The sequence below is a fragment of the Arenimonas aestuarii genome (assembly GCF_054781715.1).
Genome location: NZ_BAAGTW010000008.1, coordinates 367801 through 380739 on the forward strand (window position 1 = coordinate 367801; position 12939 = coordinate 380739).

14 protein-coding genes and 4 tRNA genes are annotated in these 12939 nt (G+C 69.2%); 14 read left to right on the forward strand and 4 right to left on the reverse strand.

What is annotated here, in order from left to right; all coding sequences use genetic code 11:
• The first annotated feature begins 35 nt into the window (after positions 1–35).
• Together ACYVJH_RS13685 and ACYVJH_RS13690 are read left to right on the forward strand one after the other, a co-directional pair.
• A complete protein-coding gene (locus ACYVJH_RS13685; protein ID WP_460455199.1) occupies positions 36–1319 on the forward strand; it encodes a YihY family inner membrane protein in 1284 nt (427 codons plus the stop codon).
• A complete protein-coding gene (locus ACYVJH_RS13690) occupies positions 1316–1885 on the forward strand; it encodes a TlpA family protein disulfide reductase (RefSeq protein WP_460455200.1) in 570 nt (189 codons plus the stop codon). The genes ACYVJH_RS13685 and ACYVJH_RS13690 overlap by 4 nt, the downstream gene beginning before the upstream one ends.
• On the opposite strand, the gene ppk2 is transcribed toward ACYVJH_RS13690, so the two are convergent.
• Genes ppk2 through hemA form a run of 4 tightly spaced genes read right to left on the reverse strand, consistent with a single transcriptional unit; the run spans position 1882 to position 5507 of the window.
• Positions 1882–2658, reverse strand: a complete 777-nt coding sequence (gene ppk2, locus ACYVJH_RS13695) for a polyphosphate kinase 2 (protein WP_460455224.1) — start codon at positions 2656–2658, stop codon at positions 1882–1884. The genes ACYVJH_RS13690 and ppk2 overlap by 4 nt on opposite strands.
• Positions 2655–3176, reverse strand: a complete 522-nt coding sequence (gene moaB / locus ACYVJH_RS13700; protein WP_460455201.1) for a molybdenum cofactor biosynthesis protein B — start codon at positions 3174–3176, stop codon at positions 2655–2657. The genes ppk2 and moaB overlap by 4 nt, the downstream gene beginning before the upstream one ends.
• Positions 3173–4258 (reverse strand): peptide chain release factor 1, encoded by a 1086-nt coding sequence (gene prfA / locus ACYVJH_RS13705; RefSeq protein ID WP_460455202.1) that lies wholly within the window; start codon positions 4256–4258, stop codon positions 3173–3175. The genes moaB and prfA overlap by 4 nt, the downstream gene beginning before the upstream one ends.
• Entirely contained in the window at positions 4236–5507 is a 1272-nt protein-coding gene (gene hemA, locus ACYVJH_RS13710; RefSeq protein ID WP_460455203.1) for a glutamyl-tRNA reductase, read from the reverse strand. The genes prfA and hemA overlap by 23 nt, the downstream gene beginning before the upstream one ends.
• Before the next feature lie 101 nt (positions 5508–5608).
• Between hemA and ACYVJH_RS13715 the strand changes: the two genes are divergently transcribed.
• The 12 genes from ACYVJH_RS13715 to ACYVJH_RS13770 form a co-directional block, all read left to right on the forward strand.
• Entirely contained in the window at positions 5609–7264 is a 1656-nt protein-coding gene (locus ACYVJH_RS13715) for a tetratricopeptide repeat protein (protein WP_460455204.1), read from the forward strand.
• Positions 7261–7869 (forward strand): lipoprotein insertase outer membrane protein LolB, encoded by a 609-nt coding sequence (lolB, locus tag ACYVJH_RS13720; RefSeq protein WP_460455205.1) that lies wholly within the window; start codon positions 7261–7263, stop codon positions 7867–7869. The genes ACYVJH_RS13715 and lolB overlap by 4 nt, the downstream gene beginning before the upstream one ends.
• Positions 7866–8735: a 4-(cytidine 5'-diphospho)-2-C-methyl-D-erythritol kinase gene (gene ispE / locus ACYVJH_RS13725; RefSeq protein WP_460455206.1), complete on the forward strand. Its 870-nt coding sequence runs from the start codon at positions 7866–7868 to the stop codon at positions 8733–8735. The genes lolB and ispE overlap by 4 nt, the downstream gene beginning before the upstream one ends.
• A 26-nt stretch (positions 8736–8761) precedes the next feature.
• Positions 8762–8839 (forward strand) — tRNA-Gln (locus ACYVJH_RS13730).
• Between the two features lie 47 nt (positions 8840–8886).
• Positions 8887–9843: a ribose-phosphate diphosphokinase gene (locus ACYVJH_RS13735; protein ID WP_460455207.1), complete on the forward strand. Its 957-nt coding sequence runs from the start codon at positions 8887–8889 to the stop codon at positions 9841–9843.
• Positions 9844–9975: 132 nt separating this feature from the next.
• Positions 9976–10662 carry a 50S ribosomal protein L25/general stress protein Ctc gene (locus ACYVJH_RS13740; protein ID WP_460455208.1) on the forward strand — a complete coding sequence of 229 codons (687 nt, stop codon included), beginning with the start codon at positions 9976–9978 and terminating at the stop codon, positions 10660–10662.
• A gap of 51 nt (positions 10663–10713) precedes the next feature.
• A complete protein-coding gene (gene pth, locus ACYVJH_RS13745; RefSeq protein WP_460455209.1) occupies positions 10714–11295 on the forward strand; it encodes an aminoacyl-tRNA hydrolase in 582 nt (193 codons plus the stop codon).
• 15 nt (positions 11296–11310) lie between these two features.
• Positions 11311–12402: a redox-regulated ATPase YchF gene (gene ychF / locus ACYVJH_RS13750; RefSeq protein ID WP_460455210.1), complete on the forward strand. Its 1092-nt coding sequence runs from the start codon at positions 11311–11313 to the stop codon at positions 12400–12402.
• A gap of 72 nt (positions 12403–12474) precedes the next feature.
• Positions 12475–12560, forward strand: a tRNA-Tyr gene (locus ACYVJH_RS13755).
• 31 nt (positions 12561–12591) lie between these two features.
• Positions 12592–12665 (forward strand) — tRNA-Gly (locus tag ACYVJH_RS13760).
• A gap of 36 nt (positions 12666–12701) precedes the next feature.
• Positions 12702–12777: transfer RNA gene (locus ACYVJH_RS13765), tRNA-Thr, on the forward strand.
• A 33-nt stretch (positions 12778–12810) separates the two neighbouring features.
• Positions 12811–12939, forward strand: a 129-nt coding sequence (locus ACYVJH_RS13770) for a GTP-binding protein (RefSeq protein ID WP_460452767.1), incomplete at its 3' end; no start/stop codon positions are given.

Consider the following 12939-nt stretch of genomic DNA (forward strand, 5'->3'; position numbering starts at 1 on the left):
ATTCCAGAGCCCGACCGGTTTGTTAGTCTTGGCCGATGCAGATCACCCAGGTCACCCGCACGGTCCGGCAATGGTGGCACCGGCTGGGTCGTGAACAGGTCCAGTCCTTTTTCCGCTTCCTCTGGAGCCGGTTCCTGGACGACCGCTGCTTCGAGACGGCCGGCGCGCTGTCCTACACCACCCTGTTCGCGCTGGTGCCCCTGTCGATGGTCGTTTTCGGCATCCTCTCGGCCTTCCCGGTCTTCGAGGAATGGAGCGGGATGCTGACCAACTTCGTGTTTTCCAATTTCGTGCCCAGCTCGGCGCGGGTGGTGGAAAGCCACCTGCGCGACTTCGCGCAGAGCGCCCGGCAGCTCACCGCCACGGGCGTGGTGGCGCTGCTGGTCTCGCTGCTGCTGACGATGTGGAGCATCGAGTCCACCTTCAATCGCGTCTGGCGGGTGCCGACGCCGCGTTCGGGCCTGCTGCGTTTCCTCATCTACTGGACCCTGCTCACGCTCGGGACCCTGGGCGCGGTGGCGAGCCTGGCGGTCACGTCCTACCTGTTCTCGCTGCCGGTCTGGTCGGGCGAAGCCACCACCTGGGGCACCCGGATGCTGGGCTACCTGCCCAACGTGGTCGAGCTGGCGGTGTTCACCCTGGCCTACTGGCTTATCCCGCACCGCAGCGTGCCGCTGCGTTTCGCGCTGGCCGGCGGCCTGTTCGCGACCGTGCTGTTCGAGCTGGCCAAGCGCGGCTTTGCCGCCTACCTGCTGGGTGTTCCGACCTACGAACAGTTGTACGGGGCGCTGGCCGTGGTGCCCATCTTCATGCTGTGGCTCTACCTGAGCTGGGTGGTGGTGCTGCTTGGTGCCAGCTTCGCGGCGTCGCTGTCGTCGTTCAAATACCAGCCCAAGGCGCTGCAGCTGCCCGAAGGCATGGAAATGTATGCCTACCTGCGCCTGCTCGGGCGTTTGCACCAGGCCCGGCGCGAAGGCAAGGGCCTGCACATCGCCGAGCTGCAGGAGAGCGAGCCCATGTTCACCGACGACCTGCTCCAGCGCATGCTCGGCGGCCTGTGCGACCTGAACATCCTGCGCCGCGCCGAGGACGGCGCCTGGCTGCTCGCCCGCGACCTGGACACCGTGAGCCTGGGCGAACTGCATGAAGGCCTGGCCCTGCGCGTGCCGGGGCCGATCCATGGCCTGCCGGGTTACGACGACCGCATCGGCCGCGACGCCGGCCGCGCGTTGGCCAGCCTGCAGGCCCCCCTTGCCGCACCGCTGGCACGCAGTGTCGGCAGTTTCTTCACCCCCGACCCGGACAATGCCCAAGCATGAAGACCCTCGCTCCCGCCCTGCTCGTGGCGACCCTGCTGGCGGCCTGCCAGCCGGCCGCCGAACCTGCGCCTTCCGTCGCCGCCGCGCCCGACCCCGAGCCCGCGGCCGCGGCCGCGCCCGCGCCCGCGGAGGAACCCGCCGAAGCCGGCATGCCCAGCCATCCGCGCCTGGTGGTTGAAACACTCGACCACGGCCCCTTCGACCTGGCCGCGCAGCGCGGGCAGTGGGTGGTGGTGAACTTCTGGGCCACCTGGTGCAAACCCTGCCTGAAGGAAATCCCCGACCTGACGGCCTTCGACGCGGCCCGCGACGACGTACTCGTCATCGGCCTGGCCTACGAGGAAATCGAAGCGGCCGACATGCGCGCGTTCCTGGAAAAGCACCCGGCGGGCTACCCGATCGCGCTACTGGATGTTTATGACCCGCCGGCCGATTTCGACACCCCGCGAGGCCTGCCGATGACCTACCTGGTCGATCCGCAGGGCAAGGTTGCCAAGAAGTACCTGGGCCCGATCACGTCGCAGGAGCTGGCCGCGGACATCGCGGCCATTGCCGGCGAAGCCTAGTAGGCCATCGGAATCGGTTTCACCGGGCCGGTGTAGCGTTCCTTGCCCGGGCGCGACGCCAGCGGCGGCAGTGCCAGGCGCGCGCGCGGCACGTCATGGTCGGGCAGCTGGTCGAGCAGGTGCCGGATCAGGGTGAGCCGGCCGCGCTTCTGGTCGTTGAAGTCCACCACGGTCCAGGGCGCTTCGGGCCGGTGCGTGGCCTTGAACATGGCGTCGCGGGCCTTGCCGTAGTCGGCATATTTCTCGCGCGCCTTGATGTCGATCGGGGAAAGTTTCCAGCGCTTGAGCGGATCCTGCGCACGCTCCGCGAAACGTTCCTCCTGCTGCGCCTGGTCCACCGCCAGCCAGTACTTGAACAGCAGGATGCCGTCGTCGACCAGCAGCTTCTCGAACACCGGAACCTGGCGCAGGAAGGCCTTGACCTGTTCGGGCGTGGCGTACCCCATCACTTTCTCGACGCCGGCGCGGTTGTACCAGCTGCGGTCGAACAGGGTGATTTCGCCGGCCGCCGGCAGGTAGGGCACGTAACGCTGGAAATACCACTGGCCCTGCTCGCGTTCGCTGGGTTTGGCCAGGGCCGCGATGCGGGTCTGGCGCGGATTGAGCGTCTGCGCGATGGCATTGATGGCACCGCCCTTGCCGGCGGTGTCGCGGCCTTCGAACAGTACGACCAGGCGCTTGCCCGTGTGCTCGAGCCAGCGCGCCACCTGGTTCAGTTCCACCTGCAGCGGCTCGAGTTCCTTTTCGTATTCCTTTCGTTTCATGGACGTCAGCTCTCCCGGAGGCGGGGACGCAGGTTGGCGAGGTTGCATGGGCGGGTGCGGGCATCGAGCTGGGCGCGGATCAGCTTTTCCCAACCGGTGCGGCAGGCCGACGTTGAGCCGGGCAGGGCGAATACGAACGTGGCGTTGGCCAGGCCGGCAAAGGCCCGCGACTGCAGGGTGCTGGTGCCGATCTCGTCGAAGCTGAGCACGCGAAACATCTCGCCGAAACCCGGCATGGCCTTGTCCAGCAGCGGCGCGATGGCCTCGGGCGTGGAGTCGCGGCCGGTGAATCCGGTGCCGCCGGTGACCAGGATGCCGTGCACGGCTTCGTCGGCAATCCAGCGCGACACCAGCGCGCGCATCGCGTACTTGTCGTCGCGCACGATCGCGCGCTCATGCAGGCGGTGGCCGGCGTCGGCCAGCGCCGCGCACAGGTAGTCGCCGGAACTGTCCTGGTCGGGACCGCGGGTGTCGGACACCGTCAGCACGCACAGCGACAGCGGGATGAAGTTGTCGCTGGCGCTCATGCGGCCTCCGTCAGCAGCTTGAGTTCGTCGGCCTGGTGTTCGCGGGTGAGGCGGTCGACCAGTTCGTCCAGGTCGCCGGCCATCACTTGCGGCAGCGCGTACAGGGTGAGGCCCTCGACGCGATGGTCGGTGATGCGGCCCTGCGGGAAGTTGTAGGTGCGGATGCGCTGGCTGCGATCGCCGCTGCCCACCTGCAGCCGGCGCGACTGCGCCTGGACCGCGGCCTGCTTCGAACGTTCCTCGTCCAGCAACCGCGCCTTGAGCAGCGACATCGCGCGGGCGCGGTTCTTATGCTGGCTGCGTTCGTCCTGGCACTCGACCACGATGCCCGAGGGCAGGTGGGTGATGCGGATGGCCGAATCGGTCTTGTTGACGTGTTGGCCACCGGCACCGGAGGCGCGGAAGGTATCGACGCGCAGGTCGCCGTCGCGCAGTTCGATCTCGTCCACTTCGTCGAGTTCGGGCAGGATCGCCACCGTCGCCGCCGAGGTGTGGATGCGGCCCTGCGATTCGGTCGCCGGCACGCGCTGCACGCGGTGGGTGCCCGATTCGAACTTCAGTCGCGAATAGGCGCCGCGGCCCTCGACGCGGGCGATGATTTCCTTGTAGCCGCCGTGTTCGCCCTCGCTGGCCGACACCACTTCGACGGTCCAGCGTTTTTTCTCCGCGTAGTGCGCGTACATGCGGAACAGGTCGCCGGCGAAGATCGCGGCTTCGTCGCCGCCGGTGCCGGCGCGGATTTCCAGGAACAGGTTGGCCTCGTCGCGCGGGTCGCGCGGCACCAGCAGCAGGGCCAGGGATTCGTCGAGCTCGGCCAGGCGCTGGCGGGCGGCCGGGATTTCCTCTTCAGCCAGTTCGCGCAGTTCCGGGTCCTCGCGCATGCCTTCGGCGGCCTGCAGGTCGCGCTGGGCCTGCGCCCAGGCCGCCAGGCCGTTGGCGACGGGCTCGAGCTGCGCGTACTCCTTGGAAAGCGCGCGGAAGCGGGCGTTGTCGGCCAGCACGCCGGGGTCGGCGAGCAGGCGACCGACTTCCTCGTGGCGTTCGGCCAGGGCTTCGAGCTTACGACGCAGGCCGGGTGTCATCGTCGTCCTTGTAGAGGCGTTCGGCGGCGCGCAGCAGGTCCAGGTCGCCGTCCAGCGCGGCCTGGCGCAGCGCGCTGGACGGGCCGTGCAGCAGCTTGTTGGTCAGCTGGTGGGCCAGCCGGTCGAGCACTTCTTCCGCGGGGCGGCCGGCGGCCAGTTGTTCGCGGGCCCGGGCCAGGGCTTCGCCGCGGGCGCTTTCGCCGCGACTGCGCAGCGCCTTGAGCGCGTCCTGCCGACCCTGCGCGCGCCACCAGGCCATGTAGTGCTCGACCTGAAGGTCGATGATGGCCTGAGCCTGCTCGGCGGCTTCGCGGCGCGAAGCGCGGTTCTCCTCGATCACCTGTTCCAGGTCGTCCACGGTGTACAGGTAAACGTCGGCCAGGGACGCGACGCTGGCTTCGATGTCGCGTGGCACGGCCAGGTCGAGCATGAACACCGGCCGGTGGCGGCGCACCTTTAGCGCGGCCTGCACGGTCTCGCGACGCAGCACCGGTTCGCGCGAGGCGGTGGCGGTGATCACGATGTCGGCTTCCGGCAGGTGGCGCGGCAGTTCCGACAGCGGCAGCGCGTAGCCGCCGTGGCGGCTGGCCAGGGCCTGGGCGTGTTCCAGCGTGCGGTTGGCGACCAGCAGGCGCTTGGCCTTGGCATCGACCAGGTGCCGCGCGGCCAGTTCGATGGTGTCGCCGGCGCCGACCAGCAGCACCGTGGCGCGGTCGAGCTCGCTGAAGACCTGGCGCGCAAGGCGCACGGCGGCGTAAGCCACCGACACCGGGTGGGCCCCGATGCGGGTGTCGGTGCGTACGCGCTTGGCGACCTGGAAACTTTGCTGGAACAGGCGGTCGAGCGGCGTGCGCAGGCGCTGTTGGCCCCGCGCGGCCTGCCAGGCATCCTTCACCTGGCCCAGGATCTGCGGTTCGCCCAGCACCAGCGAGTCCAGGCCGGTGGCGACCCGGAACAGGTGGCGCACGGCGTCGTCGTCGCGATGCACGTACAGGTAGTCCGACAAGGTTGCCGGCGCCAGGCCGTGGTAGGTCGCCAGCCAGTCGGACACGCCGGCTTCCGCGCCTTCCTCGACCTGGGCGTAGACCTCGGTGCGGTTGCAGGTGGACAGCAGGGCGGCTTCGGCCACCCCGGCCACCGCGCCCAGGCCGTCCAGCGCGGCGGGCAGCTGGCCCGCGTCCAAGGCCACCCGTTCGCGCAGCGTCAGCGGCGCGGTCTGGTGGTTGAGGCCTAGGACGAGCAAGGGCATGGCGGGCTTGGGTCGTTGGCGGTCCGCCATGCGCTAAGCTCTGGCGGGCTGGGCTCTCGTGGATTCCGGCGCATAGTCTAGCTGGTGCCCGCCAAAACCCCATGATCTGGAGCAAATCCCGACCGATCGCCGTCCTCGCCCTGGCCCTGGCCGGCGCCATGCCGGCGGCTGCGCGCCCGGCGGACGTGCTCGAGCCGGTGATGGCGGGTGAATTTGCGCTGCAGGCGGGTGACTTCGCCCAGGCCGCCGGGCATTACCTGCGCGCCGCCGAAGGCTCCCGCGACCCCGGGCTGGCCGAACGGGCGGCGCGCATCGCGCTGCTGGCCGGGCAGCCCGAGCCGGCGGCGGCGGCAATCGCCCGCTGGCGTGAGCTGTCGCCCGGCTCCCTGCCGGCGGCCGCGGCGGCCATCCAACTGGCCCTGGACCTGGGTGATGCCGAACGTGCCACCGCCGAAGCCGCCATCCTGATGGACCCGGCGGTGCCCGCCGGTTTCCCGGTGCTGCTGTCGGCCCTGGGCGATGCCCGCGATACCCGGGCCAGCGTCGCCCGGAAGGTGCTGCGCAGCCTCTACGAAAGCAACCAGATGCCGGCCAGCCTCGGCGGCTGGCTGGCCGTGGCCGGCCTGGCCCGGCGGCTCGAGGATCGCCCGCTGGCCGAACGCCTGGTGGTGGAAGGGATCGAGCGTTTTCCCGACGACCCACGCGCCCTGTTGCTCGAGGCGGCCCGCCTGCGCGAGCAGGGGCTCGACGAAGCCGCCCGCGAACAGCTGGCCGGCCTGGGCGCCCCGGCCGACCTGGCGCCGGAGCTGCGTCGCTCCGCCGCGCGCCAGTACGCGCTGCTGGGTGACCGCGTGGCGGCCGCCGCCACCCTCGGCCATGGTCCGCAGGACGAGGAGAGCCTGCGCCAGCGTGCCCGCTGGCTGATCGCCGATGGCGACCGCAAGGCGCTGGGCGACCTGTACGCCGAGGTCGCGGGCCTGGCCGACGCACCCACGCCCGAACGCCGGCTGCTGCTGGGCCTGCTGGCCGAAAGCCTGCTGCGCTGGCCCGAAGCCGAAGCCTGGTATGCGTCGGTGCCGCGCGGGCCGGGGCACGACCAGGCCATGCTGCGTCGCGCCGGCGCCGAGGGGCGGCTGGGCCGCCTCGACGAGGCCCTGGCGACCCTGCATGAACTGCAGGTCGACCAGGCCGCCGACGGCGAGTACATCCGCGACGCCTACGTGCTCGAAGCGGAACTGCTGGAGCGTCGTGGTCGCGGCGAAGACGCGCTTGCCAGCCTCGGACGGGCGCTGGACATCTTCGAAAACGACCCGGCGCTGCTTTATGCGCGCGCCATGATGCAGGAGCGGGCAGGGGCCATCGATGCCTCCCTGGCCGACCTGCAGCGCATCCTCGACCAGCACCCCGACAGCCACCAGGCGCTCAATGCCTACGGGTATGCGCTGGCCGTGCACCGGGGGGCCTGGGCGGACGCCTTGCCCTACCTCGAGCGCGCGCTCGCGCTGGCCCCCGATTCAGGTGCCATCCTCGACAGTGTTGGCTGGGTCCATTTCAAGCTGGGTCGGCGGGACAGTGCCCTGAGGCTGCTGCGCCAGGCCTGGGCGGCCCGGCGCGATCCGGAGATCGCCGCCCACCTGGGCGAAGTGCTCTGGCAGGCCGGTGAGCGCGCCGAAGCCCGCAAGGTCTGGCGTGCCGGGCTGCGCCTGGATCCCGACAACCCCACCCTCAGGCAAGCGCTGGAGTCCCACGCCCCATGATGCAATCACGTTTCCTCCGTGGCCTGGCGCTCCTGGGCCTGCTGGCGGCCCTGGCCGCCTGCGTGCAGACGCCCGTGCGGACCAGCGCCGACGCCAGCCTGCTGGCGGCGCAGGCCGCCCACGAGGCCGCGCTGGCGGCCGAACCCGACTGGCGCCTGCAGGGCCGCCTGGCGGTCAGCGCCGGCGGCGACGGTGGCAGCGGGCGCATCGACTGGGTGCAGCGCGGCGACACTTACGACATCACGCTTTCGGCGCCCATTACGCGCGCCAGCTGGCGCCTGCTGGGCGGGCCGGTCCAGGCCCGGCTCGAAGGCCTGGACGGTGGCCCGCTGGCCGGCCCCGATGCCCGCAGCCTGCTGGCGGACGCCACCGGCTGGGACATCCCGGTGCAGGCGCTGGCGCACTGGGTTCGTGGCGGCCGTGCGCCGGGCCAGGCCCACATCGAGTTCGGCCCCGACGGGCTGCCGGCGCTGATCGTGCAGCAGGGCTGGTCGGTGCAATACCGCGGCTGGACCACCGGCCCGGCGCCGCGCCCGAAGCGGGTTTTCGCCACCCGCGACAACGCCTCCGTGCGCCTGGCCGTGGACGCCTGGGAGGCGCCGTGACCGGGGCCCCGGCCGATCGTGACTGGACCCGCTGGCCGGCCCCGGCCAAGCTCAACCTGTTCCTGCGCATCGTCGGTCGGCGCCCCGACGGTTACCACCGGCTGCAGACCGTCTTCCAGCTGCTGGACTGGGGTGACACGGTGCTGCTGCGGCCGCGCGACGACGGTCGGATCTGCCGTGAGGCCACCCAGGGCTATGCGGTGCCGGAGGTCGAGGACCTGGTGGTCCGGGCGGCAAAACTTCTTAAATACGAGTCGAAAACGCCTCTGGGCGTCGACATCGTCGTTGAAAAGCGCATTCCGCTGGGCGGTGGCTTCGGCGGTGGCTCCTCGGACGCCGCCACCGTGCTGGTGGCGCTCAACCACCTCTGGGGCACCGGCCTGGGGGAAGACCAGTTGGCCGTGCTCGGTCTGGCCCTGGGCGCCGACGTGCCGGTCTTCGTGCGCGGCCGCAGCGCCTGGGGCGAAGGGGTCGGGGAGGTGCTGAGCCCGATCACGCTGCCGCCGGCCAGCTACCTGCTGGTCGACTCCGGTGTCTCGGTGCCCACCGTGGAGTTGTTCCAAGCGCCTGATTTGACCCGGGATGCGCCGCCAGCGACAATATCCGACTTCGCTTCAGGCCCTTCGCTCGGGAATGCCTTCGAGCCGGTGCTGCGTCGACGTTCGGAAGTCGTGACCACGACCCTGGACACCCTGGCGCAGTTCGGTGCGGCGGCCCTCACCGGGACCGGCGGCGGCTGTTTCGTGCGTTTCGACGCGCGTGCCGACGCCGAGGCCGCGCTGGCGCGCCTTCCCAAAGGAATGCGTGCCTGGGTGGCCGATGGCGTGGACGTGTCGCCCCTGCACCGGGCGCTGTCCGCGGCGTAAAGGCCGGAAGCAAGACAATCCAATGGTGGGGCGTCGCCAAGTGGCCTAAGGCACCGGGTTTTGATCCCGGCATTTCGTAGGTTCGAATCCTACCGCCCCAGCCATCCGACGTTTCGCTCGTCATCCACCTCCAACGCGGAAGCCAGCCACCATGAGCAAGCAGAACCTGCTCGTTTTCACCGGCAATGCCAACCGGCCGCTCGCGCTGGCGGTGTGCCGACAGCTCGGTATCCCGCTTGGCAAGGCCCAGGTGGGGCAGTTTTCCGATGGCGAGGTGCAGGTCGAGATCGAGGAGAACGTGCGCCGGCAGGAGGTGTTCGTCATCCAGTCCACCAGCGCGCCGACCGCCGAAAACTTCATGGAGCTGCTGGTGCTTATCGATGCGCTCAAGCGCGCCTCGGTCGCCAGCGTCACCGCGGTGGTGCCGTATTTCGGCTACGCGCGCCAGGACCGGCGCATGCGTTCGGCGCGGGTACCGATCACCGCCAAGGTGGCCGCCAAGATGTTCAGCGCCGTCGGCACCGATCGCGTGCTCACCGTGGACCTGCACGCCGACCAGATCCAGGGCTTCTTCGACATCCCGGTGGACAACGTCTACGCCTCGCCGCTGCTGCTGGCCGACATCTGGCGCAGCCATGGCACCGACAACCTGATCGTGGTCTCGCCCGACGTCGGCGGCGTGGTGCGCGCCCGCGCGATCGCCAAGCGCCTGGACGACGCCGACCTGGCCATCATCGACAAGCGCCGCCCGAAGGCCAACGTCGCCACGGTGATGAACATCATCGGTGACGTCGAAGGCAAGACCTGCGTGCTGGTCGACGACATCGTCGACACCGCCGGCACCTTGTGCGCCGCCGCCGGCGCGCTCAAGGCCAACGGCGCCAGGAAGGTCCTGGCCTACTGCACCCACCCGGTGCTGTCGGGTGCAGCCATCGCCAACGTCACCAACTCGCAGCTCGACGAACTGGTGGTCACCGACACCATCCCACTGTCGGAAGCGGCGCGGGCCTGCCCGCGCATCCGCCAGCTCAGCGTCGCGGAGCTGCTGGCCGAAACGATCCGCCGCATCGCCTTTGGCGAGTCGGTGAGTTCGCTGTACGTGGATTGACCCCGGGCGGGGCATCGGGCATCGGCGTTGCGCGCCGATGCCCGATTCCCGGAACGGGAACGACGCGGGGCCTGGTCGCGGGTCACGCGGAACGCGCCGAAAGGCGCATCACCTGAAGAAGGCAACACCAACATGGCTACCAATCACAATCTCACGGCCACCGGCCGCAAGGACGAGGGCAAGGGTGCGAGCCGCCGCCTCCGTCGCAGCGGTCACGTGCCGGCCATCGTTTATGGCGGTCACCAGGACCCCATGAGCATCCAGATCGAACACAACCACCTGTGGATCGCCAGCCAGAACGAATGGTTCTATTCGGCCATCGTCGACCTGGCCGTCGACGGCAAGGTCCAGAAGGTGCTGCTGCGTGACATGCAGCGCCATCCGTTCAAGCAGCAGATCCTGCACCTGGACTTCCTGCGCGTCTCCGAGAACGAAGCCCTGCGCGCCAAGGTGCCGCTGCACTTCGTGAACCAGGAAACCTCCCCGGCCGGCAAGTCGGCGGGCGTCGTGGTCACCCACGAGCTCAACGAAGTCGAAGTCAGCTGCCTGCCCAAGGACCTGCCGGAGTTCCTGGAAATCGACCTGGCCGAACTGGTCGTCGGCGACATCGTGCACCTCTCGCAGATCAAGCTGCCCAAGGGCGTCACCATCCCGGCCCTGGCCCACGGCGGCAAGGAACATGACCTGGCGATCGTCATCGCCCGCCATGCCCGCGTCGAAGTCGAGGAAGAAACCGAAGCCGCGCCGGAGGCCTCGGCCGAAGTGCCGGCCGCCAAGGTCGCCAAGCCCGAAGCGGGCGACGCGGCGAAGAAGAAGTAATCCCCTTCGCCGCCCTGGCTCCGGCCGGGGCGGCGAACGAGGACCGCATCCGTGTCATCGCTACGACTCATCGTCGGCCTGGGCAATCCCGGCGCCGAACACGCCCGGACCCGGCATAACGCCGGGTTCTGGTTTCTGGACGCCCTGGCCGCGCAGGCCGGGGCGCGCTTCGGCCTGGAGTCGAAGCTGCACGGCGAAACCGCCAAGGTCGACATCGCCGGCCACACGGTCTGGCTGCTGCGCCCGGCCACCTTCATGAATGCGTCCGGCCGCTCCGTCGCCGCGGCGCTGCGTTACTGGAAGATCGATCCCGAACAGGCCCTGCTGGCGCACGACGACCTGGACCTGGCCCCCGGTCTGGCCCGGCTGAAGTTCGACGGCGGTCATGGCGGTCAAAACGGCATCCGCGACACCATGCAGCACCTGGGCCACGGCAAGTTCCATCGCCTGCGCCTGGGCATCGGCCACCCCGGCCACAAGGACAAGGTCACCCCCTGGGTGCTGGGCAAGCCCGGCAAGGACGACGAGGCGAGCATCCTGCGCGCCATCGACGACGCCCTGGCGGTGCTGCCGCTGGCGGTGGCAGGGGAGTTCCCCGAAGCCATGAAGCGCCTGCACACCCCCAAACCCTGAGGACAAACCCCCATCATGGGCATCAAATGCGGCATCGTCGGCCTGCCCAACGTCGGCAAGTCCACCCTGTTCAACGCACTCACCAAGGCGGGCATCGCCGCGGCCAACTTCCCGTTCTGCACCATCGAGCCCAATACGGGCGTGGTGCCGGTGCCGGACCCGCGCCTGAACCAGCTGGCCGAGATCGTCAAGCCGCAGAAGGTCATCCCGACCTCCTTCGAGTTCGTGGACATCGCCGGCCTGGTCGCCGGTGCCAGCAAGGGCGAGGGCCTGGGCAACAAGTTCCTGGCCCACATCCGCGAGGTCGACGCCATCGCCCACGTGGTGCGCTGCTTCGAGCACACCGACATCGTGCACGTGGCTGGCAAGGTCGACCCGATATCGGACATCGAGACCATCGACACCGAGCTGGCCCTGGCCGACCTGGAATCCGTCGAAAAAGCGCTTAATCGCGCCGAACGTGAAGCCAAGACCGGTAATAAGGACGCTATCGCGCGCAAAGAGGTGCTGGCGCGCGTGCGCGCCGGGCTCGACGACGGCCAGCCGGCCCGCGCCCTGGGCCTGTCGGCCGAGGACAAGGCGGTGGTGCGCGACCTGTTCCTGCTGACCCTCAAGCCGGTGATGTACGTCTGCAACGTGCTCGAGGACGGCTTCGACAACAACCCGATGCTGGACCTGGTCCGGGCCCGGGCCGAGAAGGAAGGCGCCCAGGTGGTGCCGGTCAGCGCGGCCATCGAGGAAGAGATGTCCCAGCTCGAGGACGCCGACCGCGCCGAGTTCCTGGCCGAGATGGGCCTGGAGGAGCCGGGCCTGAACCGCGTCATCCGCGCCGGCTACGCCCTGCTGGGCATGCAGACCTACTTCACCGCCGGCGTGAAGGAGGTCCGGGCCTGGCAGGTGCACAAGGGGGCCACGGCGCCGCAGGCGGCCGCGGTGATCCACACCGACTTCGAAAAGGGCTTCATCCGGGCTGAAACCATCGCTTTCGACGATTTCATCAAGTACCGGGGCGAATCCGGGGCCCGAGACGCCGGGCGCCTGCGCCTGGAGGGCAAGGACTACGTGGTGCAGGAGGGCGACGTCCTGCATTTCCGCTTCAACGTGTAGGCAATCCGGGAAGAGTGTGCCAAGGGCGTTGACATTTAGTCGCCACGCCCTGAAAATTACGGGCTCCCTGACGGAGGGATACCCAAGCGGCCAACGGGGGCAGACTGTAAATCTGCTGGCTTACGCCTTCGGTGGTTCGAATCCACCTCCCTCCACCACTCCGCAGTGCCGGTACATCGGTTCCGCAGGGCGGGAGTAGTTCAATGGTAGAACCTCAGCCTTCCAAGCTGATCATGCGGGTTCGATTCCCGTCTCCCGCTCCATTGGATTGAAAGCTTCACCGTTCGACCCAAAATTCCGCTCATGTAGCTCAGTCGGTAGAGCACTTCCTTGGTAAGGAAGAGGTCGCTGGTTCGATTCCAGTCATGAGCACCAACACCCCTCCTTGAATCCACCGGGTACACGCTAATGTCCAAGGGTAAGTTTGAGCGCACCAAGCCCCACGTGAACGTGGGCACCATCGGTCACGTTGACCACGGCAAGACGACGCTGACGGCGGCGCTGACGAAGGTGGGCGCCGAGCGTTTCGGCGGCGAA